This window comes from Rhodococcus sp. KRD197, from assembly GCF_017168235.1.
GTDB lineage: Bacteria > Actinomycetota > Actinomycetes > Mycobacteriales > Mycobacteriaceae > Rhodococcoides.
The window spans coordinates 688,560-711,965 of sequence record NZ_JABFAO010000011.1 but is presented as its reverse complement, the minus strand read 5'-3'; the positions used below and the strand labels follow the sequence as shown (position 1 = coordinate 711,965).

Here is a 23,406-nt window from a genome sequence, read left to right as displayed (position 1 = left end):
GATGATCTCGAAAGGATCTACAGTGTCAGATTCACAGTCCCGCGGACGCGGCTTGCGCAGGATCGTCGCGGTGGCCGCAGTTGCTGCCGTCACCCTCGGACTCGCCGCGTGCGGCAGCGACGACACCCCCGATACCGCCACCGGCGAGGCGAACAGCAGTGACACTCGGACCGTCGAGACCAGCCGCGGCGAGATCACCGTTCCAGCGGAACCGCAGCGCATCGCGGTGCTCTCGGCCGGGCTCGCCGGGTACCTTTTCACGCTCGACGCTCCGATCGCGATCACCGACACACGCTTGCTCGGTGTCACCAATCTCGATGGCGGCTTCCCTCCCCAGTGGGCAGAGAAGGCCGAGGCGCAGGGCACCGAGGAGTTGCCCGCCGGCGAGACCCTCAACATCGAGGCCATCGCGCTGGCCGAGCCCGACCTGATCATCGGAGGTGGGCAGGGCTTTTCCGCCGTGCTGGCAGAGGAGGCCTACGACCAGCTCGCAGCCATCGCGCCCACGGTGCTGATCCCGTCCTCGGTCAATACGTGGCAGGGCGAGCTCGAAGCCGTGGCCGACGCCGCCGGCGAGAGCGACAAGGTCGACGGCCTCTTGGAGGCCTACGAGGACAAGGTGGCCGAGGTGAAGGAGTCCATCACCGTTCCGGGGGCTCCGGTTGCCTACTTCCTGTCCCTCGCCACCGACGAGCCGGCGTTCATCCCGCCGACCGCGGCGCTGCCGGAGCTGCTCGCCAGCGTCGGCTTCGAGGCGGACGACGTGATGACCAAGGCGAACAACCCGGAGCTCTACGGCTCGGGTGACTCGTTCATCATCAGCAACGAACTACTCACGCAGGTGGGCGATGCCCCGGTGATGTTCGTCGTTCCGGTCGCCGGTCGCTCCCTCGAGCAGCTGCAGCAGGATCCGCTGTACACCTCGCTGCCCGCATTCGCGGAGAACCAGGTCTACGAGCTCCCCGCAACGAGCTACCGCCCCGACTACGACGGCGTCATGGGAACCCTCGACCTGGTCGAGGAAACGTTCGCGCAGTAGCAGAAGTGTTTGCCCAGTATCAGAAAAGAGAAGGAACTGTGCTCACCCGCGAGACCGTCATCGGTGATATCGCCACCGCCCTCGATCAGCCGCGCTCGTCGATCAGTGACGAGATGAATCTGCTCGACGAGGGTTTGGATTCCATCCGAATCATGGGGTTGGTGGAGCGATGGCGGTCTGCGGGTGCACCGGATGTCGACTTTCCTACGCTCGCAGCCGATCCGACCGTGTCGGCCTGGGTGGCCGTTGCGCTGGGCGAGTACTGAACAACACGAACAAGAGGAGTTTTTTCGATGGCGGGAACCGTCCGCGAGGTCGAGGTCTTTCCGATCCGCATGCGTGAGATGGATGTACTGCGGGTCGAGGACGTCACGCCGGGTATGCGGCGGGTAACGATCGGCGGACCGTCGATGGATCGGCACGTCCGCGACGGTGTCGACCTGCCTCCGGTGTGTACCAACGGTTTCGACGACGACATCAAATTGTTGCCGGTCGATCCGGCGACGGGCACGCTCCCGTTCGAGGTGCCCAAGAACTCCTCGGACGGGACTGTCGACTGGCCCTCGGGTTCGTTCCAGTACAGCCGGACGTACACGGTGCGTAGATTCGACGCGCACGCACGTGAGATGGATATCGACTTCGTCGTGCACGAGGGCGGGCTCGCCGCTGAGTGGGCCGCGCGAGTGCAGCCCGGAGAGAAGATCCTCGTTGCTGGACCGAAGCACTCGTCCTCCCTTCCGCGCGGTGTGGACTGGATGCTCGTCGCAGGCGACGAGACGGCCCTGCCCGCCATCGCGCACTGCCTCGAAAAGCTGCCCCCAGAGCTACCCGCCACCGTGGTGATAGAGGTTGCCGAACCCGCACATCGCCAGGACCTGAAATCCGATGCCGACGTGGACATCACGTGGCTGTACCGGTCCGAGAGCGAGGGGGAATCTCGCTTGGTCGAGACCGTCCAGGCTGCTCGGTGGCGACCCGGTCAGCCGTACCTGTGGGTGGCAGGGGAGGCGACGACCATCAAGCCGCTGCGACGCTGGGCCAAGCAGGACAAGCTGCTCGGCAAGCAGTTCATCGAAATCGCCGGCTACTGGAAGCGGCGTGAGGCCGCGCCGGACAGCGACCCGGCCGCGACCGGCGAGGACGGCGCAGCCGAGAAACTGCACGAGCTCTCGGAGTTGTTGCCACCGTTGGCAATCAGAACAGCTGTGACGTTGGGGATGTTCTCCGCGATCGACGGTGGAGCAGATACGGTGGAAGCCATTGCTGCGCAGTGCCAATCGCACCCATCGGCCACGGAGAAACTGCTGCGCCACCTCGCGCTCATGGGTCTGCTCACGGCATCCGATGCAGGGTACGGCCTGACCGAGATGGGATCGCTTCTCGCCGACGAGGATGCGTTCGTCGCTCAGTCACTGAAATTCGACAGTATTCACACCCGGATGGACATGGCATTTCTCGGGCTGCTCGACGCGGTGCGCACAGGCTCTCCCGCAACCGGTCACGGTTTCGTCGACAAGGCACTCGAACCGGGTTTCGCGACTTGGTATCACGAGGAGGCCTCGTTCGAGGCGGTGTACCGCGCACCAGCGCTTCCCGACGCAATCGACCTGACCGACGTGCGCAGCATCGCCGTCTACGGCGAGGGCGCAGGCGTGTACGCCGATACGTTGGCACGGTTACTGTCGGATCTCGAGATCTTCCTCGTCGGACTTCCTGCGCTGGGGGAGAGAAACCTCGCCGACGTCGCCGGTGCACGCCGCGACCGCATTCAGCGCATCGATGCCAGCGAGTTCACTCCTCTCGCAGTGCCGGTGGACCTGGCTGTGGCTGTCGGTGTCGTCGACATGCTCCCCGACGCCGATGCCGCTCTGCTCGTGCGCACTCTGGTCGGCTCCGCACAACGCGTCGTCCTGGTGACCGACCTGCTCGATCCCTCGACCACCGACGACCACGACACCGAGGACGACCTGCGCAGGCTGTGCCTGTACGGATCAGGACTGCGCACCGAGGCCGAACTGGCTGCGCTCGTGTCCGAGGCGAACGGCGGCGTGCCGCGGTTCGGCCCACTGGGCTGGGGATCGACCGTCGTCGAATTCTCGGCGGCCTCGCACACGTGAGCGCGGATGTGCCGGTGTGCGAGACTCGAAAGCACCCGAGCAGAGGGGCCACCGACACGTACGAGCGCTGGAACGAGGACGGTGAATGACGGAGAAAGCAGGCTGCTGGTTCGCGGAGGTCGTCGACGCCGCGCAGCTGACACCGCACATGGTGCGCGTGACGTTCGGGGGCGAGGACATCGCACAGTACGTCTCCAACGGTTCGCCCGACGAATGTGTAACCGTCTTCTTCCCCCGCGACGGCGAGGACCGCCCACCTGCCATGACCGCGATCGACGGCGTGTGGTGGTTCCACGGCATCGATCCGATCCCGGAGGGCCGTAACTACACGGTTCGCCGATTCGACCCGGCTTCGGGACGCTTGGTGATCGACTTCGTCGCCCACGAGGGCGGCGTCGCATCCGCCTGGGCGCTCAGCGCCACCGCAGGGCAGACCATTCTGCTCACTCGGCCGCGCCGCTGGTACAACGTTCCCGAGACCGCGCGGTGGCAGTTGCTCGTCGCCGACATGACAGGGCTACCCGCCCTGGGACGAGCCGTCGAGCAGCTTCCGGCCGGAGCCCGCGCGCACGTCATCGTCGAGGTGCTCGAACGCGGGGACATCCAGACTTTCGAGACCGCAGGCGAGGTGACCTACGACTGGCGCGTCGGCTCCGGCAACGGTGACTGCGCGAGCGTGCTCGAGAACGCGGTCGAGAACTTCGAGCTCCCGGACGGTGAAGGCTACGTCTGGTTCGCCGGTGAGGCCTCGACCTCACGTGCGGTGCGAAAGTACGTCCGCAAGGTGTTGGGATTTCCGGTACGGCAGTTCGAGATCATCGGCTACTGGCGGGTCAACTCCGAGCAGTGGCTCGAGAAGTACAAGGCGTACCAGGAAGAAGCCCTCGCGGTGTACAACGGCGCCCTCGCAGCGGGGCGCACCCAGGCCGAGGCGAGCGACGAATTCGACGCGATGCTCGAGCGCGTCGGTCTCTAGGCGCTCCGCGCATGTGCGTGGAAATACGTGTCCTGCTATGTATTTTCACGCACCTGTGCCTTTGGGCGCCTTGGGCATCAGAGTCGCCGCCGCGAGCATGAGCACCGCCGCCGCGGCGACGCCCAGAAATACCAGGTGGATGGCGTCGGACAGCTGGCCCGGGTCGGGTTCGCCGGGACCGGAGATGCGGGAGTTGACGATCGCACCGAAGATCGCGACGCCCACGGCGCTTCCGATGGAGCGCGCGAACATGTTCGTCGAGGTGGCGACGCCCCGCTCGGACCACTCCACGCTCGACTGAGCGGCGATCAGCGTCGGGCTCGCGATCAGCCCCAGGCCGAGACCGATGACGAAGCACACCGTCGCGATCTGCCAGATCTGTGAGTTCTCCGTGATCAGCGACCCGAGGATGGACCCGATGACGGCGATCGTCCCGCCCGTCAACGCCGTCGCACGGAAACCGAACCGCAGATAGAACCTGCCGGACTGCGAGGCCGCGATCGGCCACCCGATCGTCAACGTCGCCAGCGAAAAACCCGCCACGATCGCACCGGTGCCGAGTACTCCCTGCACGAAGGTGGGGATGTACGACGTCAATCCGAGCACGAGGGCGCCGACGAGCAGAGAGATCAGACTGCTGACGACCAGCACCCGACGAGTGAACACCCACAGCGGCAGTATCGGCTCCGGGGCGCGGCTCTGCTGCCAGGCGAACAGTGCCAGAGAGGCAATGCCGACGGTGAAGATCGCGACGGAAGCGCCTGATGTCCAGCTCCAGGCCTGGCCACCTTCGAGCAACCCGAGCAGCACCGCCGCAGCCCCGATCGTGAGAAGGCCGGCACCGAGGTAGTCGATCTTGGGCCGTCGACGGCTCATCTCACCCTCGTGGAAGCGTCGGATCAGCATCCAGGCAGCCAAGATGCACAGCGGGATGTTGACGAAGAAGATCCACCGCCACGAGAGATACTCCGAAAAGATGCCACCGAGCGCTGGGCCCAGTACCGCGGACATCGCCCACACGCTTGCCAGATACCCCTGCACCTTGGCGCGTTCGGCGAGGTGTAGATGTCGCCGGCGATGGTGATGGACATCGGCTGCACAGCCCCGGCGCCGAGACCCTGGATCGCGCGGAACGCGATGAGCGCTGGCATGCTCCACGCCAACCCGCACAGAATCGAGCCGAGCAGGAAGACGCCGATCCCGAACAGCATGATCTTCTTGCGACCGAACAGATCGGCGAGCTTGCCGTAGACCGGAACGGATACCGCCTGCGCCAGCAGATAGATCGAGAACAGCCAGGGAAACTGGTTGAAACCGCCCAAATCGCCGACGATGGTCAACACGGCAGTGGCGATGATCGTCGAGTCCAGCGCGACGAGTGAGGTGCTGAGCATGATCGCGATGAGCACAGGCCCACGCTCGGACCTGAATCCGATGCCCTCGCTGTTCGAGATCCCACTGTTCGTTGTCATTACCAACCATTGTTGTCCTGGCAGCGAGACGGGTCGCCACCAGGGGAAGATAGGGTTGATTTCGTGCGCCCAACTCTCAGTAGCTACCAGCATGTGGCCGGCGGCAAGGTTCGCGACCTCTATGTCGTCGACGACGACCATCTGCTTCTCGTCGCGAGCGATCGAATCTCCGCATACGACCACGTACTCGACACCCCGATCCCCGACAAGGGGCGGGTCCTGACCGCGATGAGCGTGTTCTTCTTCGCCGAACTCGGTGGGGTGAACCACCTCGCCGGCGACCCGCTCGACGAGCGCATTCCGCAGGAACTGATCGGCCGTGCTCTTCTCGTGCGCAGGCTCGAGATGGTGCCCATCGAATGCGTCGCCCGCGGGTACCTCACCGGGTCCGGTCTCGCCGATTACCGCCGAACCGGAGCCGTCTGCGGCGTCGCGCTGCCGGCGGGCCTCGTCGAGTCGAGCAAACTCGACGCCCCCATCTTCACCCCGGCTGCCAAGGCTGCGATGGGTGAGCACGACGAGAACGTGGACTTCGACGCCGTGGTCGACAAGGTCGGTGAGAAGCTGGCCACCGAACTGCGGGAGAAGACCCTCGAGATCTACGACCAGGCTGCGAGCTTCGCGCTCGACCGCGGAATCATACTGGCGGACACGAAGTTCGAGTTCGGACTCGATCCCGACGGGCAACTCGTTCTTGCCGACGAGGTACTCACACCGGACTCCTCGCGGTACTGGCCGGCCGAGGGCTATGCCGAGGGCAAGGTACAACCGAGTTTCGACAAGCAGTACGTCCGCGACTGGTTGACCGAGGAGTCGGGCTGGGATCGCCGCGGCGACACCCCGCCTCCCGCGCTCCCGGACGACGTCGTCGCATCGACGCGTCTGCGATACATCGAGGCCTACGAACGAATTTCGGGTCTGAACTTCGACGATTGGGTCAAGCCATGACGATCACTCCGCCTGTTGCCAAGAAAGTCCCGCACGAGCGCACCCACCACGGAGACACCTTCGTCGACAACTACGAATGGCTGCGGGCGAAGGAAGACCCCGAGGTCATTGCATACCTCGAAGCGGAGAACGCCCACACCGAGCAGCAGACCGCGGGACTCGAGCCGTTGCGAGGAAAGATCTTCGACGAGATCAAGTCCCGCACGCAGGAGACCGACCTGTCCGTGCCGACACGCATGGGCGAATGGTGGTACTACTCACGGACCATCGAGGGCAAATCGTATGGTCTGCAATGCCGTTGCCCCGTCGACTCTCCCGACGACTGGACACCGCCGACGCTCTCCAGCGATACCGACATCTCCGGTGAGCAGATTCTGCTCGACGCCAACCTCGAGGCGGAGGGGCACGACTTCTTCTCGATCGGGGCCTTCTCCATCAGCCGGGACGGCAATTTGCTTGCCTACTCCACCGACACCGAGGGCGACGAGCGGTACACACTGCGCTTCAAGGACCTACGGACCGGTGAAATGCTGGCCGACGAGATCGAACGAATCTCGGCCGGGGCGACCTGGTCCTACGATCACACTCACGTGTTCTATCAGACCGTCGACGAGTCTTGGCGTCCGGACAGCGTGTGGCGTCACGAACTGGGGACGCCCAACGAGACGGACGTGCAGGTCTTCCACGAACCCGACGAGAGCTACTGGGTCGGGTTCGGCTCCACTCGCAGTGAGAAGTACCTGCTGATCTACGTCGGGTCGAAGGTCACCTCCGAATGCCTCGTTCTCGAATCCGAGAACCCGAAGGGTGAATTTCGGGTCGTCCTGCCGCGCGTGGACGGGGTGGAGTACAGCGTCGAACATGCGGTGGTAAAGGGCGAGGATCGATTCCTCATCCAGCACAACGGATCCGTCGACGGCTGGGGCACCGACGGCGCGAAGGCGGAGAACTTCCTGCTCGCAGAGGCTCCCGTCGACGATCCGGCGGACCAGACGATCATCGTCGCGCACCGCGAGGACGTACGCCTCGAGGATGTCGACGCTTTCGCTGATCACCTCGTGCTCAACTATCGCCGAGAGGCGTTGATGCGGCTGGCGATCTGGCCGCTCGATGACAACGGCTACGGCGAATACCACGAAATGGAGTTCGACGAGGAACTCTTCGCCGTCGGCGCCGGGGCGAACCCCGAGTGGGATCAGCCACTGCTACGTATGGTCTACACCTCGTTCGTCACTCCGGCGAAAGTGTACGACTACGACCTGAAGTCGGGTGAGCTGCTGCTGCGAAAGTCGCAGCCGGTGCTCGGCGATTTCGACGCGGGCAACTATGTGCAGCATCGTGATTGGGCCACGGCGGAGGACGGAACGCGGATCCCGCTCTCGATCATCGCCCGCAAGGATGTGCCCGACGGACCGGCCCCGACCCTGCTGTACGGCTATGGCTCGTACGAGGCATCGATGGACCCGGCTTTCTCGGTGGCCCGGCTGTCGCTGCTGGACCGTGGAATCGTCTTCGTGGTTGCGCACGTGCGCGGCGGCGGCGAAATGGGCCGGCACTGGTACGACAGCGGCAAGACGCTGACGAAGAAGAACACCTTCACCGACTTCGTCGCCGCAGCACGTCATCTGATCGACTCGGGCCGCACGTCGCCGAAGCATCTCGTCGCCGACGGCGGCAGCGCAGGCGGGTTGCTGATGGGTGCGGTCGCAAACCTCGCACCCGAGCTCTTCAACGGCATTCTCGCGAACGTTCCGTTCGTGGATCCCTTGACCTCCATTCTCGACCCGTCGCTGCCACTGACGGTGATCGAGTGGGACGAGTGGGGCAATCCACTGGCGGACAAGGCGGTGTACGACTACATGAAGTCCTACAGCCCCTACGAGAACGTCGAAGCCAAGGACTACCCGGCGATCCTCGCGATCACATCCATCAACGACACCCGCGTGCTCTACGTCGAACCGGCCAAATGGGTTGCGGCTCTGCGTGCTACCAAGACCGGTGATTCCGATCTACTGCTCAAGACCGAGATGAACGCCGGGCACGGCGGCGTCAGCGGGCGCTACGAGAAGTGGAAGGAAGTGGCGTTCGAGTACGCCTGGATCGTGCAGCAGACCGGCGCCTAGGCGCTTCCCGCATGTGCGTGGAAATACATAGCAGGACACGTATTTCCACTCACATGCGCGTCAGCGCCAGACGTAGCGGACCTGCGGGCGCCCGGCCTTGCCGTACTCGGTGTGCCGCACGACGAGTCCGTCGTCGGCGAGCCGCTCGAGATACCGCCAGGCAGTGACGCGGGAGACCCCGACGAGCTTGGCTGCCTCGGAGGCATTGAGGCCGTCCGGTGCCTCGCGGACGATGGCGGTAACCCCGTCCATCGTCTGCGGGGCAATGCCTTTGGGAGTGGAAGCGCGTTCGTCGGCGGTACGCAGGTGTGACATCGCTCGGTCGATCTCACGCTGGCTGGCAGCATTGGCACCCGCAGGCAGGGCGTCGTGGAACTCGCGGTAGCGCTCGAGCTTGTCGCGGAACGCAGCGAACGTGAACGGTTTGAGCAGATACAGCACCACCCCGTGCGCGACGGCCGAGCGCACCACGGCCAGGTCGCGCTCCGAGGTGATGGCGATGACGTCGGGACTCGGGCGCAGACCACCAAGCGCAGCCGCGACGTCGATCCCGTTGGCGTCGGGCAGGCCGATGTCCAGCAGCACCAGATCGACCGGATCGACGGCTTCGCTGGCTGCGCGCATGGCGGCCGAACCGGTGTGCGCGGTGCCGACCACGGTGAAGCCCGGCACCCGCTCGACGTACGTTCGATGCGCCTCGGCGATGAGCGGCTCATCCTCGACGATCAATACTCTGATCACGATTCGCTCCGGGTGGTGGGGATCGTCGCGGTCAGTACCGAACCGTAGGTGATCTCCGAGGTCAACGTTCCGCGATAGCGGTTGACCACCTGGGAAACCAGCGCCAGGCCGAGGCCGCGGGAGTCGGCTTTGGTGGAGTACCCGCGGGTCAGTGCGCTCTGCAGGACGTCGGCGGACATGCCCGGTCCGCTGTCGGAGACTCGTACCACGAGCTCGGTCGCCGAATCACGCACGGTCACTTCGACCCATGGTTGGTCCGATTTCTTCGAGGCATCGATTGCATTGTCTATCAGATTGCCCACCAGCGTGACCAGTTCGCGTGCGGTGACCCTGCCCGCGTGATCTAGTCCGGTGTCGTCCGTGATCGTCAGTTCGACGCCCTGCTCGGCCGCCTGACTGACCTTGCCGAGCAGGAGCGCTGCCAGGGCCGGCTCGTTGACCGAACCCATCAACCGGTCGATCAGGTGCTGCGACAGCTCGAGGTCGGCGGTTGCGAAATCGACTGCTTCCGAGTGTCGTCCGAGCTCGACCATCGTGATGACGGTGTGCAGCCTGTTGGCCGATTCGTGAGCCTGCGAACGCAACGACTCGGCGAAGCTGCGCACGGAGTCGAGTTCGCCCATCACGCCCTGCAGTTCGGTCCGATCGCGGATGGTCAGCACATCTCCCAGTCGGCGGTCGTCCCAGATCACCGGGTCCTGGCTGACGACGAGGATCCGAGTGTCGGTGAGATGCAGTTCTCCGTCGACAGTGCCGGACTCCATGTGTTGCAGTGACTCCGGGAGATCGCTGCGTCGTACCGGTCCGTCGGGGAGGTCCAGCAGTCGCCGGGCTTCGTCGTTGACGAGCTCTGCATTGCCGTCGCGGCCGAACACGACCAGACCTTCACCGATGGAATGGAGCACCGCGTCGTGATGCTCGTACATCGTGCGTAGCTCGTCCGGTGCCATCCCGAGCGTCTGACGCCGAAGACGCCTGCTGAGCAGCACCGATCCGACGGCGGCCACGATGAATGCGGCAAGGACGACCCCGATGATGACCGGGAGACCGTCGAAGAACTGGTCGCTGATCCTCGCGCGGGTGACACCTGCCGACACCAGTCCCACGATGTTGCCGTCGGTGTCCGTGATCGGGGTGACCGACCGGATCGACGGCCCGAGTGAGCCCACGTAAGTCTCGGTGAACGTTTCACCGGCCAGAGCGCGATCTATGTTCCCGCTGAACGGCTTTCCGATCAACTCGGGCGTCGTGTGAGTGAAACGGGTGCGGTCCGGTGCCATCACGACGATGAAATCGACGCCGGTGATCGCGCGGATCCGTTCGGTCTCGGGTTGAAGCGGAGTCGTCGGATCCGCCGAGGTGACGGCAAGCGCGGTGGAGGGCTCGTTCGCGATGCTGGCGGCGACCGCCACGACCTCGCGTCTCGCGGCATCGTCGCTGTTGGATCTTTCGTTCGCGATGGTGAGGGCCGCGCCCGCCATCACGACCACGGCCATGACGACCAACTGCAGGACGAGCACCTGCCCCGCAACGCTCGTCGGGCGCTTCGACACCTGGTGTGCCTCGATTCTTTCGGTCGAACCTGTGAACAGAATGAACGTATAGGTGACTGGCGTCACGATCTCAACAAACATCGTCCCTCAGCAAGGCGTGATTCACCTCACTCCACCGAAGTCACGAAGGACGTACCCATGACTATCACCATCGACGGCGACGCGAACCGCACACCGGATCCCACGCCCAAGAAAAAGCGCGACAAGACCCATTGGCTGTACATCGCGGTGATCATCGCCGTCGTCGCCGGCGTGATCGTCGGGTTGACCGCCAAGGACTTCGCCACCGAATTGGCAGTGCTCGGAACGCTGTTCGTCAGTCTTATCAAGATGATGATCAGCCCGGTCATCTTCTGCACCATCGTGCTCGGCATCGGTTCGGTACGAGCGGCAGCCAGTGTCGGCAAGGTCGGTGGCCTGGCGCTCGCCTACTTCATCGGCATGTCGACCATCGCCCTCGGCATCGGCATGGTCGTCGGCAACCTCATTCAGCCCGGTAGCGGCCTCGACATCCCGTCCGGTGGGGGCTCCCAGTATGCAGCCGCAGCCGAGGGCGCAGGCGGCACCATGGACTTCATTGCCGGCATCATTCCCGAGACACTGGTGTCCTCGCTGACCGCCGGAAGTGTGCTGCAAACTCTGTTCGTCGCCATCCTCGTCGGCTTCGCCCTGCAGGCGATGGGCAAGCAAGGTGAAGGCATCCTCAAGGGCATCGCATCGGTGCAGAAGCTCGTGTTCCGCATTCTGACCATGATCCTGTGGCTCGCTCCGATCGGCGCATTCGGTGCCATCGCAGGCGTCGTCGGCAAGACCGGGTTCGACGCGGTCATCCAGCTCGGCACCCTGATGCTGGCGTTCTACATCACCTGCTTCATCTTCGTGTTCTTCTTCCTCGGCACGATCCTGCGCTTCGTGTCCGGAGTGTCCATCTTCAAGCTGGTCAGGTACCTGGCCCGTGAATACCTGCTCATCGTTGCCACCAGTTCCTCCGAGTCGGCCCTGCCGCGACTGATCGCCAAGATGGAGCACGTCGGCGTCGAGCGCACCACCGTCGGCATCGTGGTTCCGACCGGCTACTCGTTCAACCTCGACGGCACCGCGATCTACCTGACGATGGCCTCGATCTTCATCGCCGACGCGATGAACATGCCGCTCTCGATCCCCGAGCAGTTCTCGTTGCTGCTGTTCATGATCATCGCCAGCAAGGGCGCAGCAGGCGTCTCCGGCGCCGGCTTGGCGACGCTGGCCGGTGGCCTGCAGAGCCACCGTCCGGAATTGCTCGACGGAGTCGGCCTCATCGTCGGCATCGACCGGTTCATGTCCGAGGCGCGTGCGCTCACCAACTTCTCCGGCAACGCCGTCGCCACCCTGCTGGTCGGCACCTGGACCAAGACCGTGGACGCCTCCCGCGTCAAGACCGTCCTCGACGGAAACCTCCCGTTCGACGAGGAAACCATGGTCGACGATCATCTCCCCGAGGACGATCGCCACGCCGCGGGTGGGGACGACAGGCCGACCGACAAGCGCCTGGTCGTGGAAGAGCACGCCAAGGCGTGAAATCTGCCGGGCGCCGCGCATCCCACCGGCGCCCGGTTCGGTGAAGCACCAGGAGCGGCCACCGCAGGTAGGTGGCCGCTCCTGGTGTGTTCTCGCCTGGTCGATTCCCCGTAGTTGGGTACTCACAGGTAAGTTCGTGTGATGACTGAAGTCCAGAATATCGGCATCAACACGCTGGGCGGTGCGCCCACTTCTCTCGACGAGTACGCAGGCAGGGCGGTCCTAGTTGTCAATGTCGCCTCGAAATGTGGCCTGACGCCTCAGTACGCCAGCCTCGAGAAGTTGGCCACCGAGTACTCCGCGCAGGGCCTGTCGGTCATCGGCATCCCGTGCAACCAGTTCGGCGGCCAGGAGCCCGGAAACGCCGAGGAGATCGAAACTTTCTGCTCCACCACGTATGGCGTCACCTTCCCGATGATGGAGAAGATCGAGGTCAACGGCGAGAACCGGCACCCGCTCTACGCCGAGCTGACGAAAACCGAGGACGCCGACGGCCAGGCCGGTGACATTACGTGGAACTTCGAGAAGTTCCTGATCTCGCCCGACGGTGTCGTCACCAACCGTTTCCGCCCACGCACCGAGCCCGATGCACCCGAGGTGCTGGCGGCAATCGACAGGATTCTCCCCAAGGAAACGATGGCCGTTTAACCGGCATCCATGTCGACGTCGAGCCTCGTTCACCACGGTGTGCGAGGCTCGAGTCATGTCTGGACGACTGATCGTGTCGATTAGCGGAATCAGGGACGAGACCTGCGAACACGCGGCAGAGTTCGCCCGCGAGCTCGACTCTCGGTCGGTGGCGGTTTCTCTGCTCGTCGCGCCTAGATTGAAGGACAAGTATCGGCTTGTGACCGATTCCGGTACGCAGGAGTGGTTGCGCGCCCGCCGTGACGGGGGAGACGCTATCGTGTTGCACGGTTACGACCAGGCGGCCACCAAGCGCCGCCGCGCCGAGTTCGCCACTCTTCCGCGTCATGAGGCGCGGCTTCGGCTCATGGCGGCCGATCGCGTGATGGAGCAGACTGGTTTGCGCACACGGGTGTTCGCGGCCCCGCGGTGGCTGGCCTCGCCTGGAGCCATGTCCGCTCTGCAGGATGCTGGGTTTCGAATGACAGCCGGTATCAACGCAATACATGATCTGGAAAACGGAACCGTGGTGCGCGGCCGCGTTCTCGGAATCGGCGAGGGCGTCAAGGCCGAACCCTGGTGGTGTCGAGCGCTGGTGATCGGCGCGGGTCGCACGGCCCGGCGAGACGGGCTTGTTCGCCTGGCCGTCAGCGCCAAGCAGCTCGGTCGCAGCGGACCGCGCATGGCGATGCTCGACGCGGTCGACCTCGCGCTCTACAACGGTGCAACGCCTGCCGTGTACGAGCACGTTCGTCCGGTGCACCGCGCGGCGTAGACGGCTTCGCCGCGGTGTGAGCGGTTGAGGCTCTCGCGCAAGGGAAGGCGCGTCTACTTGTGTATCGAACTTCGCTGCAGCCACAGCACCGTGATCAACCAGGCTGTTGCGGAAACTGCAGTCAGCGCCCAGCCGACAATCCCTGCCCAAGGCTGATCTAGTAGTACGGCCACCAGGATGCCCGCAACAACAAGTGCTGCGAAGATCGGTGAAAGTATGCGCTGAGCTTTCACTGGTTGAGTCAACTCTTTCCCCTGTCGTCGATCGTAGGGCTCATCCCCGCCCACATGACATCGGCGAGTCTGCATGAGAGGGCAATGGCGGCTTGGACGGCTCCGCCGTAGGTGAGCGGAAATACGTGTCAGGCTATGCATTTTCGCTCACATGCGGCGAAGCCGCTAGATCTCGACGCTGGTTTCCTCGGCGAAGGTCCTGAACTCGGTGGCGTCGTCGGCCATCTCGGTGAGCCGTCCGTAGAAGATCCCGCGGGCCTGCTCGGCGACGATTGCCTGATGGATGGGGAAGGCGGCACGCGGCGCCACCGCGCGCAGGAAATCGACCGTTTCGGAAATCTTCGACCAGGGCGCTGCAGCGGGGATCGCGAGCACGTCCACCTTCTGCTCGGGGACGAACAGGGAGTCGCCGGGGTGGAACAACTGCGCAGGATTCTCCGGAGTACCGAGCAGGTAGCCGGTGTTGTCGATCGTGGGTAGCTCGGGATGGATCACCGCATGCGTTCCGCCCACACCTGTCACCTGAATCCCGCCGACTGTGAAGACGTCGCCCGCGTTCGTCGTGGTCCAGCGCTCGCCGAGCTGCGAGGCCGTCATCGGATCGGCATAGAGCTGCGCGCTCGGGTTTGCCTGCAGCAGCGCAGGCAGACGTTCGAGATCGACGTGATCCGGGTGCTGGTGCGTGATCAGGATGGCGTCGAGTCCGGTGATGCCCTCGAAGCCGTGCGAGAAATTGCCCGGATCGAGGAGCACCGTGGTGCCGTTCAGCTCGACGAGTACACAGGAGTGTCCGAAGTGGGTCAGGCGCATATTTCCCACAGTAAGCGCAGTTTCGCGCCTGCACGAGGTACTGCGTAGACTCTCCACCTGCCGGTACCTATATCTCGAGGAGCTCCCACGTGGCCCGTGTTGTTGTCGACGTCATGCCCAAGGCCGAAATTCTCGACCCGCAGGGTCAGGCCATCGCAGGTGCGCTCGGACGTCTCGGCGTGGCCGGAGTGTCCGATGTCCGCCAGGGCAAGCGATTCGAGCTCGAGGTCGACGACAGTGTCGACGACGCCGAACTCGAAAAGATCGCCGAGTCCCTGCTCGCCAATACGGTGATCGAGGACTGGAAGGTAACCCGACTCTCATGAGTGCGCCCAGCTCGACTGCCCGCGTCGGCGTCATCACGTTCCCCGGCACCCTCGACGACGTCGACGCCTCCCGCGCCATCACCCTCGCCGGCGGTGAGGCCGTCAGCCTGTGGCACGCCGACGCCGACCTTCGCGGCGTCGACGCCATCGTCGTGCCCGGCGGGTTCTCGTACGGCGACTACCTCCGCGCCGGCGCCATCGCCCGGTTCGCTCCGGTGATGGAATCGGTGGTGAAAGCAGCTGAGGGCGGCATGCCCGTGCTCGGTATCTGCAACGGATTCCAGGTGCTGTGCGAGGTCGGTCTGCTTCCCGGTGCGTTGACGCGCAACGAGGCCCTGCATTTCGTGTGCCGTGACCAGTGGCTGAAGGTGGAGAACACCGAGACCGCGTGGTCCTCGCGGTACGAGGCCGGCGCCGAGATCCTCATCCCTGTCAAGAATGCCGAGGGCCGTTTCCAGGCTTCGGAGAAGGTGCTCGACGAACTCGAGGGCGAGGGCCGCGTGGTGTTCCGCTACAGCGGATCCAACCCCAACGGTTCCCAGCGCGAGATCGCCGGCATCTCCTCGCCCAACGGACGTGTCGTCGGGCTCATGCCGCACCCCGAGCACGCCACCGAAGCGCTCACCGGACCGAGCGACGACGGACTCGGCATCTTCTACTCGGCACTGGACGCGATCGTCTCGGCCTGACAGCAGCGAATGTGTCGGTGGCCGGCGCTAGTGTGCCCACATGACACTGAATCTCGCGATGATCACGTTCGATTCGACCGATCCGGGTCCGCTCGCGCGCTGGTGGGCCGCGCAGGCGGGCGGCACCATCGAGGAGGAGAACGACGGCTGGTACTACGTCGTCGTATTCGACTCCGCGCCCTATCGGCTGGCCTTCCAGAAGGTCGAGGATCCGACTCCCGGCAAGAATCGGCTTCACCTCGACGTGACGACCGAGGAATTGGATAATGACGTGGCGAAGCTGCTCGAGGCAGGTGCGACGGAGGTCGCGCAGCACTCCATGGGCGATTTCCGCTGGGTGACGATGGCGGACCCCGACGGCAACGTCTTCTGTGTAGCGGAGGGGCACTGACTTCTCACCAACCGACGAGTTCGGCCAACGTCTGCGCGAACGGCCCGGTCGGGGCGATGTCGTACCCGTCGGCCACCTGCGAGAACTCTCCGTCCTTCCAGAAGAAGACACGCGGTGACACCGGCGCCGGCGAATCGCGGCCCAGCATGTGTGCGAGGCCGGCGAGTAGTTCGGCGGCGCGGACGGTGGCCTCGGCTTCGCGTGGCCGGTAGTAGTCGATTTCGCGGCTGTGTGGGATCGCGAACAGTACGCCGTTCGGCGCTTCGCCGAGATGGTCGGCGATCAGTCGCGGCATGTCGGCCACCTTGGATGCGAGGAATATCGAGTCGCCACGCCGAACCTCGATGCGGATGTCGTCCTTGACCATCTCCTCGTATCGATCGAAAGGCACTGCAGCCGTGTTGTTCCTACCTCTGAGCCACGCGGTGTCGAGGTCGCGGTCGGCGAGATGTCGATCGGCCAGCAACAACGTGCGGCCCGGATAGGACAGGCCCAGTGCACGTCGCGGCGCGTCGGCGATCCCGTCGATGAGCGGTCGTGAGTACGCGTACTCGTCCAGCGCGGCCAGCAGGGACGGTGCGACGACTCGTTCGCGCACCTTGGCGAGGAACTCCTCGTCCGACAGCTCGGACGGATCCGTTTCGCGGGTCGCCTCCACCATGTATCGCGTGTGGACATCGATCACCTCGTCCCACAGTGGGCGCCCCATCTCGTGGCACTCCGCCAGCAGGTTCTCCAACGGAAAGCGCACACCGGAATCCGCTCCCAGCGTCGTCGCGTCGATCCGTCTCACCTCGAGGCCGTGCCTGCGAAAGGCTTCGATGACCTTCATCCTGATGATGGCAATACTCGTTGCTCGCGCCGCCTGATCTGCCGCTGTCGATTCGAATCTCATGACTTCCCCCGTAGCTGTCCGTGCTCCCCGAAGCGCTTCTTGGTCTGTTCGACGCGAGAGCTGACAAAATGGTTCCCATGTCTCTCAGTGCTTCTGTGTCCAATGCGTCTGCCGCCGGTCTGTGCAACTTCATCGATGTCTCGCCGTCGCCATTTCATGTGTGCCGGACAGTGTCGGTACAGCTCGAGGAAGTCGGCTTCGTGCGTGTCGACGAGCGGGATGCGTGGCCGACCGAGGCCGGGCGCTACTACCTCATTCGCGGCGGATCTCTCGTCGCGTGGAGCACCGAGAGCGAGGGCCCGTTCCGCATCGTCGGCGGTCATACCGACAGTCCCAACCTTCGCGTCAAGCAACATCCCGATCTCGAGTCCGCAGGGTGGCAGATGGTCGGGCTCGAACCCTACGGCGGTGCGTGGCTCAACTCGTGGCTCGACCGCGACCTCGGCGTTTCCGGCAGGCTGAGTGTCAAGGACGGCAACACAATTGGTGAGGTTCTCGTCAAAGTCGACGAACCGATTCTGCGGGTTCCTCAACTTGCTATCCACCTGTCCGAGGACCGCAAGGGCGTCACCCTCGATCCGCAGCGTCACGTCAATGCTGTGTGGGGTGTGGGTAATTCGCCGCGATCGTTCATCTCGTTCGTGGCCGAGCGGGAAGGCGTCGACCCTACGGCGGTGCTCGGATGGGAGCTGATGACACACGATTTGGCTCCCAGTGCAGTGGTCGGGGTGGAGTCGGAACTGATCAGTGCGCCGCGCTTGGACAACCAGGGCACCTGTTACGCCGGAACCCAGGCATTGATTGCGGCAGTGCAGAATCCGACGGACTTCACTCCTGTTCTCGCGCTGTTCGACCACGAGGAGGTCGGCAGCATGTCCGACCGGGGAGCTTTCTCGGATCTGCTGAGCACCGTGCTCGAACGCATCGTGCTCGGACGAGGCGGTGGGCGTGAAGACTTCCTGCGGACCATGGCCGGTTCCATCTGCGCCTCGGGCGACATGGCCCATGCGACGCATCCCAACTACCCCGACCGGCACGAGCCTGCGCATCGCATCGAACTCGGCGGAGGGCCGGTGCTCAAGGTCAACCAGAATCTGCGTTACGCGACCGACTCGGTCGGTGCCGGGGCGTTCGCGGTGGCGTGCGAGCAGGCCGGTGTACCGCTGCAGCGCTACGTCCATCGAGCCGATCTGCCCTGCGGATCGACCATCGGTCCCATCACGGCGTCGCGGACGGGCTTGTCGACGGTCGACGTCGGGGCCGCTCAGCTCGCTATGCACTCCTCCCGCGAGCTCATGGGCGCCTCGGATATCGAGGCCTACGCCGACGCGCTGGCGGCCTTCCTGATGCCCTCCGGGCCGGTGTCGATGTAGGCGCACGGCGCGGAGTGGAGAAAGCGCACGATAGACTCTCACTGGCATTTCGCTCCAGGAAGGGACCCCACTCCTCGTGTCCGCTCACTCTGTCCACACCGATACAGTTTCAGCCGCAGCCTCCACTCCGGATGTGACGCAGCCGTACAAAGAACTCGGACTCAAGGACGACGAGTACGCCCGCATCAAGGAGATCCTCGGCCGTCGGCCCACCGACGCCGAGCTCGCGATGTACTCGGTCATGTGGAGCGAACACTGCTCCTACAAGTCCTCCAAGGTGCACCTGAAGTACTTCGGTGAGACCACCACGGATGAGATGCGCTCCTCCATGCTCGCGGGCATCGGCGAGAACGCCGGCGTCGTGGACGTCGGCGACGGCTGGGCGGTCACGTTCAAGGTCGAGAGCCACAACCACCCGTCCTATGTCGAGCCGTATCAGGGTGCCGCCACAGGCGTCGGCGGCATCGTCCGCGACATCATGGCGATGGGCGCACGCCCCATTGCCGTCATGGACCAGCTGCGTTTCGGCGCCGCGGACGCACCCGATACACGCCGAGTTCTGAGCGGCATAGTCGCGGGCGTCGGTGGCTACGGAAACTCCCTGGGCCTCCCCAATGTCGGCGGCGAAACGGTGTTCGACGCCTCGTACGCGGGCAACCCGCTCCTCAACGCCCTTTGTGCCGGGGTCATGCGTGTCGAGGACATGCACCTGGCGTTCGCCTCGGGCGTGGGAAACAAGATCATCCTGTTCGGAGCGCGTACCGGTCTCGACGGCATCGGCGGTGTGTCGGTGTTGGCTTCGGAGACGTTCGACGGTGACGAGACCGGTGGTGGCAGGAAGAAGCTTCCGGCGGTGCAGGTTGGCGACCCGTTCGCGGAGAAGGTACTCATCGAAGCTTGCCTCGAGCTGTATGCGGCCAAGTTGGTCGTCGGCATCCAGGATCTTGGTGGTGCCGGATTGTCCTGCGCTACATCCGAACTCGCATCAGCCGGTAGCGGCGGCATGCATATCGCGCTGGAGCAGGTCCCGATGCGCGCCACCGGGATGACGCCGGCCGAGGTGCTCTCGAGCGAATCGCAGGAGCGCATGTGCGCCGTCGTGACTCCCGAGAACGTCGAGGCGTTCATGGCCGTGTGCAAGAAGTGGGATGTCCTCGCCACCGTGATCGGTGAGGTCACCGACGGCGACAATCTCGAGATCACCTGGCACGGCGAGACAGTGGTCGACGTGCCGCCGAAGACCGTCGCGCACGACGGGCCGGTCTACTCGCGCCCGGTGCAGCGTCCGGCCACCCAGGACGCGTTGGTCGCGAACACCACCGCCTCGCTGAAGCGTCCGGAGACCGCCGACGAACTGAAGGCGACGCTGCTGAAGATGATCGGCTCGCCGCAGCTGTGCAGCCGCCGATTCATCACAGAGCAGTACGACCGCTACGTCCGCGGCAACACGGTCCTGGCCGAGAACGCCGACGCCGGAGTAATTCGCATCGACGAGCAGACGGGACGCGGTATCGCGCTCGCTACCGATGCGTCCGGTCGCTACACCGCGCTCGATCCGTACCGGGGCGCTCAGCTCGCGCTCGCGGAGGCTTTCCGCAACGTTGCAGTCACCGGCGCAACGCCGAAAGCGGTAACCAACTGCCTCAACTTCGGTTCTCCCGAGGACCCGGGCGTGATGTGGCAGTTCCAGCAGGCCGTTCGCGGTCTCGCCGACGGCTGCGTCACCCTCGGCATTCCGGTCACCGGTGGCAACGTCAGCTTCTACAACCAGACCGGCTCCGAACCGATCCTGCCGACGCCGGTCGTCGGCGTTCTGGGCGTCATCGACGATGTGCACCGCCGCATCCCGACGGGCCTCGGGCTCGAGCCCGGCGAGACGCTGATCCTGCTCGGCGAGACCCGCGACGAGTTGGACGGTTCCATCTGGGCTCAGGTCGAGCACGACCACCTCGGCGGTGTCCCGCCGGAGGTCGACCTCGCTCGCGAACAGCTGCTCGCCGATATTCTGCTCGCGGGTTCGCGTGACGGGCTGGTCAGTGCTGCGCACGACCTGTCGGAGGGTGGACTCGCGCAGGCTGTCGTCGAGGCGGCACTGGCCGGCGAAACAGGATGCCGCATCCTGCTTCCCGAGGGTGCCGATCCGTTCGTCGCCCTGTTCTCCGAATCGTCGGCGCGAGTGCTGGTCGCGGTGCCGCGCACCGAGGAGACCCGCTTCACCAGCATGTGCACGGCACGTGGACTGCCGTGGACGCGGATCGGCGTGGTCGACGAAGGCGCAGACGACATCGAGATTCAGGGACAGTTCTCGGTCTCGCTGGCCGAGCTTCGTGAGACCTTCGAGGCCACTCTTCCCAGGCTTTTCGGGTAGGGCAGTGTCCAGGGGAGAGCTATCGGAGGCGCCACAGAGCAGAGTCGAACGCGAGCACACGCACTATCGGCTTCCGGTCGAGTTTTCGGTGCCTTCCCCGGACAAGCATCCCTTCGTCATGTGGATGTGGGGGCTGCTTCGGCTGGACTTCACCGGCATCGTGTTCGGGGCGCTGTTCTTCTGCTGGTCGTTGACTCCGTCGCTGCTTCCCCGCGACTGGCTCTTCCAAGGGTTGATCGGGGGCATCAACGCCGCCATCGGATACGGCGTCGGCGTCGCGGTGTACTGGGTCGTCTACCGGTTGTTCCTCGCAGGAAAGCCGTGGTGGCCGCCCCCGCGTCGCGTCGAAATAGTGGTCAAGATCGCCGTCCCGGTGATCGCGGGTCTGACTGTGCTGTACATGCTGTATCTGTCGGCGGGGTGGCAGCGCGAGTTGGCCGCGCTGATGGACGCGGAGGGAACGACCACGACCGGGTACTTCCGGACCGGGGCGCTCAGCATCGCCGTCGGCGCACTTCTGATCTCCACCTGGCGTGTTCTTCGTGACCTGGTGCGTCTGGTGGCGCGGCAGGTCAACCGCATCGTCAAGATGCCGCGCGAGGTCGCCAACGTCATCGGCGTGATCATCGTGGTGGTGCTCGTGATCGCGCTGGTGCAGGGCGTGCTGTTGCGCGGATTGTCCAATGTCGTCAACTCGGCATTCAGCTTGCAGAACAACGAGACTCGGGTGCGAGTCGAGCAACCTCTGATCCCGGAGCGGTCGGGCAGCCCGGAGTCGTTGGCGCCGTGGGACACCCTCGGGTTCGAGGGACGCAATTTCGTCGCGGGTGGGCTGAGCGCCGAGGAGATCTCCGAGGGACTCGACAGGCCCGCGCTCGAACCGATCCGCGCGTACGCAGGTCTCGAGACCGCAGCGACGCAGGACGGGCGCCTCGACATCGTTGTCGCGGAACTCGAACGTACCGGCGCGTTCGAGCGGGCGGCACTCGTGGTGGTCCCGACCACCGGGACGGGTTGGGTCAACCCCACCGCGATCACGGCCGAGGAGTTGCTGTTCGCGGGCGATGTCGCCACCGTGGCCACCCAGTACTCCTATCTACCGAGTTGGATTTCTTTTCTCGCCGAGCGCGAGAAGGCAGCGGTAGCGGGAAAGGCACTCATCGACCGGGTACGGGAGCGGTGGCTGCAGGAACCGGAGCAGACCCGGCCCAAGCTCTACATCTACGGAGAGAGCCTTGGAGTGCAGGCGGGTGAGGGCGCGTTCGACGGGCTTGCCGAGATACGCGAGAGTGTCGACGGTGTCCTCTGGGTGGGCCCACCGAATGCAAACCGGCTGTGGTCGCAGTTCGTGACGCGCCGCGATCCCGGCACGCCCGAGGTGCGACCGGTCTACGCGGACGGGTTGGTCGTTCGATTCGCCGACAACGCCAGCATGATCCCACCAGCGGACCAGCCGTGGCTCTACCCGCGTGTGCTGTACGTCCAGCACGCGTCCGATCCGGTGGTGTGGTTGTCGCCCGACCTGCTGTTCGAGAGGCCGGACTGGTTGTCCGAGCCGCCGGGACCGGATCGTCTGCCGGACATGCGTTGGTTCCCGATCGTCACGTTCTGGCAGGTCGCAGCCGATCTGACCAATGCTGCGGGCGTCCCGGACGGCCACGGCCACAACTACGGAACGCTCGTACTCGATGGTTGGGTCGCGATCGCCGCCCCCGAGGGATGGACCGAGGAGGACACCGCACGGGCGCGCGGGGTGATGGAGCAGTACGCGGGCAGGGACGGTCCCGAGAAATGAAGCCACTCGTGCTGGGTGCGATCACCACGGCGTGGAGCACTGCAATCGTCCCCGCTCTGGACTTGCCGCCGCGTCGACGAGCCCTGCTGAACGCTGCCCTCGGGATCGGTGTGGTGAGCGTGAGCGGGTTCGGCGCGTCGGGTCAGAGTCTCGAGCAACTCGGGTTGACGAGGTGGGGCAGCGGACTTCGCTGGGGAGCCGGCGCGGCCGCGGTCCCGATCATGGGAGCGGTGTTCGTCGCTGCCGTTCCCGCCCTGTCCGAGCGGGTGCGTCCGTCGGACGCGGCTCCGGCCGAATGGGTGCTCTTCCACATTCCGGTCGGCACGGTGATCACCGAGGAGCTGAGCTTCCGCGGTTTGTTCGACGCTCTCGCGCCGGGACTTTCGCCGCTCTTCTTCGGTCTCTGGCACATCCGCTCGGCACGCGCGGCCGGGGATTCGGTCGTCGGCACTGTCATCGGTACCGCCGCCGCAGGAATGGTGTTCTCGTGGCTGCGGCGCCGCAGTGGCAGTGTGCTGGCACCTGCGCTCGCGCATTTCGCTCTCAACGCATCAGGTGCGATGCTCGCCGCTCGCGCGTCGCGGACGTTCTAGTCTGG

Annotated in this window: 20 protein-coding genes and 1 pseudogene; 16 read left to right on the top strand and 5 right to left on the bottom strand. The window is 64.9% G+C overall.

Annotated elements, in window-relative coordinates:
- Window positions 1-22: 22 nt before the first annotated feature.
- From J1M86_RS19175 to J1M86_RS19160, 4 genes are all read left to right on the top strand, one after another.
- Window positions 23-1,039: an ABC transporter substrate-binding protein gene (locus J1M86_RS19175; RefSeq protein ID WP_307786680.1), complete on the top strand. Its 1,017-nt coding sequence runs from the start codon at window positions 23-25 to the stop codon at window positions 1,037-1,039.
- Window positions 1,040-1,077: 38 nt separating this feature from the next.
- Window positions 1,078-1,305: a phosphopantetheine-binding protein gene (locus tag J1M86_RS26725; RefSeq protein WP_075841035.1), complete on the top strand. Its 228-nt coding sequence runs from the start codon at window positions 1,078-1,080 to the stop codon at window positions 1,303-1,305.
- Between the two features lie 27 nt (window positions 1,306-1,332).
- Window positions 1,333-3,156: a siderophore-interacting protein gene (locus J1M86_RS19165; protein ID WP_206510981.1), complete on the top strand. Its 1,824-nt coding sequence runs from the start codon at window positions 1,333-1,335 to the stop codon at window positions 3,154-3,156.
- Between the two features lie 85 nt (window positions 3,157-3,241).
- The gene (locus J1M86_RS19160) at window positions 3,242-4,132 is read left to right on the top strand and encodes a siderophore-interacting protein (protein WP_206510980.1); all 891 of its coding nucleotides are present in this window, start codon (window positions 3,242-3,244) and stop codon (window positions 4,130-4,132) included.
- Window positions 4,133-4,177: 45 nt separating this feature from the next.
- Here J1M86_RS19160 and J1M86_RS19155 read toward each other — a convergent pair.
- Window positions 4,178-5,604, bottom strand: a pseudogene (locus J1M86_RS19155) (MDR family MFS transporter).
- A gap of 63 nt (window positions 5,605-5,667) precedes the next feature.
- Between J1M86_RS19155 and J1M86_RS19150 the strand changes: the two are divergent.
- On the top strand, window positions 5,668-6,552 hold the full coding sequence (locus J1M86_RS19150; protein ID WP_206510979.1) for a phosphoribosylaminoimidazolesuccinocarboxamide synthase: 885 nt from the start codon (window positions 5,668-5,670) through the stop codon (window positions 6,550-6,552).
- Window positions 6,549-8,675, top strand: a complete 2,127-nt coding sequence (locus tag J1M86_RS19145; RefSeq protein ID WP_206510978.1) for a S9 family peptidase — start codon at window positions 6,549-6,551, stop codon at window positions 8,673-8,675. The genes J1M86_RS19150 and J1M86_RS19145 overlap by 4 nt, the downstream gene beginning before the upstream one ends.
- A gap of 60 nt (window positions 8,676-8,735) precedes the next feature.
- On the opposite strand, the gene J1M86_RS19140 is transcribed toward J1M86_RS19145, so the two are convergent.
- Both J1M86_RS19140 and J1M86_RS19135 read right to left on the bottom strand, forming a co-directional pair.
- Window positions 8,736-9,416, bottom strand: a complete 681-nt coding sequence (locus J1M86_RS19140) for a response regulator (protein ID WP_075841039.1) — start codon at window positions 9,414-9,416, stop codon at window positions 8,736-8,738.
- Entirely contained in the window at window positions 9,413-10,912 is a 1,500-nt protein-coding gene (locus J1M86_RS19135) for a sensor histidine kinase (protein ID WP_241260373.1), read from the bottom strand. Before J1M86_RS19135 ends, J1M86_RS19140 begins: the two co-directional genes overlap by 4 nt.
- A 195-nt stretch (window positions 10,913-11,107) precedes the next feature.
- On the opposite strand from J1M86_RS19135, the gene J1M86_RS19130 reads away from it, so the two are divergent.
- From J1M86_RS19130 to J1M86_RS19120, 3 genes are all read left to right on the top strand, one after another.
- Window positions 11,108-12,526: a cation:dicarboxylase symporter family transporter gene (locus J1M86_RS19130; RefSeq protein ID WP_206510976.1), complete on the top strand. Its 1,419-nt coding sequence runs from the start codon at window positions 11,108-11,110 to the stop codon at window positions 12,524-12,526.
- 138 nt (window positions 12,527-12,664) lie between these two features.
- Window positions 12,665-13,174, top strand: coding sequence for a glutathione peroxidase (locus J1M86_RS19125; protein ID WP_269417429.1), 510 nt, complete (start codon window positions 12,665-12,667; stop codon window positions 13,172-13,174).
- 55 nt (window positions 13,175-13,229) lie between these two features.
- Window positions 13,230-13,928: a DUF2334 domain-containing protein gene (locus J1M86_RS19120; RefSeq protein ID WP_206510975.1), complete on the top strand. Its 699-nt coding sequence runs from the start codon at window positions 13,230-13,232 to the stop codon at window positions 13,926-13,928.
- 398 nt (window positions 13,929-14,326) lie between these two features.
- On the opposite strand, the gene J1M86_RS19115 is transcribed toward J1M86_RS19120, so the two are convergent.
- Window positions 14,327-14,971, bottom strand: a complete 645-nt coding sequence (locus tag J1M86_RS19115; protein WP_075841042.1) for an MBL fold metallo-hydrolase — start codon at window positions 14,969-14,971, stop codon at window positions 14,327-14,329.
- An 89-nt stretch (window positions 14,972-15,060) separates the two neighbouring features.
- Between J1M86_RS19115 and purS the strand changes: the two genes are divergently transcribed.
- From purS to J1M86_RS19100, 3 genes are read left to right on the top strand one after another with little or no spacing between them, the layout of a single operon-like run.
- The gene (purS, locus tag J1M86_RS19110; RefSeq protein WP_068370576.1) at window positions 15,061-15,297 is read left to right on the top strand and encodes a phosphoribosylformylglycinamidine synthase subunit PurS; all 237 of its coding nucleotides are present in this window, start codon (window positions 15,061-15,063) and stop codon (window positions 15,295-15,297) included.
- Window positions 15,294-15,986 (top strand): phosphoribosylformylglycinamidine synthase subunit PurQ, encoded by a 693-nt coding sequence (gene purQ, locus J1M86_RS19105; protein ID WP_206510974.1) that lies wholly within the window; start codon window positions 15,294-15,296, stop codon window positions 15,984-15,986. Before purS ends, purQ begins: the two co-directional genes overlap by 4 nt.
- A gap of 40 nt (window positions 15,987-16,026) precedes the next feature.
- A complete protein-coding gene (locus J1M86_RS19100) occupies window positions 16,027-16,377 on the top strand; it encodes a VOC family protein (RefSeq protein ID WP_075841043.1) in 351 nt (116 codons plus the stop codon).
- Window positions 16,378-16,381: 4 nt separating this feature from the next.
- On the opposite strand, the gene J1M86_RS19095 is transcribed toward J1M86_RS19100, so the two are convergent.
- Complete coding sequence (locus tag J1M86_RS19095; RefSeq protein WP_075841044.1) at window positions 16,382-17,272, bottom strand: hypothetical protein; 891 nt, start codon at window positions 17,270-17,272, stop codon at window positions 16,382-16,384.
- A 68-nt stretch (window positions 17,273-17,340) separates the two neighbouring features.
- Between J1M86_RS19095 and J1M86_RS19090 the strand changes: the two genes are divergently transcribed.
- The 4 genes from J1M86_RS19090 to J1M86_RS19075 all read left to right on the top strand — a co-directional run bounded on the left by J1M86_RS19090 (window position 17,341) and on the right by J1M86_RS19075 (window position 23,401).
- On the top strand, window positions 17,341-18,645 hold the full coding sequence (locus J1M86_RS19090) for a M18 family aminopeptidase (RefSeq protein WP_206510973.1): 1,305 nt from the start codon (window positions 17,341-17,343) through the stop codon (window positions 18,643-18,645).
- Between the two features lie 76 nt (window positions 18,646-18,721).
- Window positions 18,722-21,013, top strand: a complete 2,292-nt coding sequence (gene purL / locus J1M86_RS19085) for a phosphoribosylformylglycinamidine synthase subunit PurL (protein ID WP_206510972.1) — start codon at window positions 18,722-18,724, stop codon at window positions 21,011-21,013.
- A 118-nt stretch (window positions 21,014-21,131) separates the two neighbouring features.
- Window positions 21,132-22,808 carry an alpha/beta-hydrolase family protein gene (locus J1M86_RS19080; protein ID WP_206511133.1) on the top strand — a complete coding sequence of 559 codons (1,677 nt, stop codon included), beginning with the start codon at window positions 21,132-21,134 and terminating at the stop codon, window positions 22,806-22,808.
- Window positions 22,805-23,401 (top strand): CPBP family intramembrane glutamic endopeptidase, encoded by a 597-nt coding sequence (locus J1M86_RS19075; RefSeq protein ID WP_206510971.1) that lies wholly within the window; start codon window positions 22,805-22,807, stop codon window positions 23,399-23,401. The genes J1M86_RS19080 and J1M86_RS19075 overlap by 4 nt, the downstream gene beginning before the upstream one ends.
- The last annotated feature ends 5 nt before the right edge of the window (window positions 23,402-23,406 follow it).

Coding starts and splice junctions, on each gene's coding strand:
- J1M86_RS19165 (WP_206510981.1), top strand. CDS start 1,333: ATGGCGGGAACCGTCCGCGAGGTCGAGGTCTTTCCGATCCGCATGCGT.
- J1M86_RS19160 (WP_206510980.1), top strand. CDS start 3,242: ATGACGGAGAAAGCAGGCTGCTGGTTCGCGGAGGTCGTCGACGCCGCG.
- J1M86_RS19145 (WP_206510978.1), top strand. CDS start 6,549: ATGACGATCACTCCGCCTGTTGCCAAGAAAGTCCCGCACGAGCGCACC.
- J1M86_RS19135 (WP_241260373.1), bottom strand. CDS start 10,912: ATGGCCGTGGTCGTGATGGCGGGCGCGGCCCTCACCATCGCGAACGAA.
- J1M86_RS19130 (WP_206510976.1), top strand. CDS start 11,108: ATGACTATCACCATCGACGGCGACGCGAACCGCACACCGGATCCCACG.
- J1M86_RS19120 (WP_206510975.1), top strand. CDS start 13,230: ATGTCTGGACGACTGATCGTGTCGATTAGCGGAATCAGGGACGAGACC.
- J1M86_RS19115 (WP_075841042.1), bottom strand. CDS start 14,971: ATGCGCCTGACCCACTTCGGACACTCCTGTGTACTCGTCGAGCTGAAC.
- purQ (WP_206510974.1), top strand. CDS start 15,294: ATGAGTGCGCCCAGCTCGACTGCCCGCGTCGGCGTCATCACGTTCCCC.
- J1M86_RS19100 (WP_075841043.1), top strand. CDS start 16,027: ATGACACTGAATCTCGCGATGATCACGTTCGATTCGACCGATCCGGGT.
- J1M86_RS19095 (WP_075841044.1), bottom strand. CDS start 17,272: ATGAGATTCGAATCGACAGCGGCAGATCAGGCGGCGCGAGCAACGAGT.
- J1M86_RS19090 (WP_206510973.1), top strand. CDS start 17,341: ATGGTTCCCATGTCTCTCAGTGCTTCTGTGTCCAATGCGTCTGCCGCC.
- J1M86_RS19080 (WP_206511133.1), top strand. CDS start 21,132: ATGTGGATGTGGGGGCTGCTTCGGCTGGACTTCACCGGCATCGTGTTC.
- J1M86_RS19075 (WP_206510971.1), top strand. CDS start 22,805: ATGAAGCCACTCGTGCTGGGTGCGATCACCACGGCGTGGAGCACTGCA.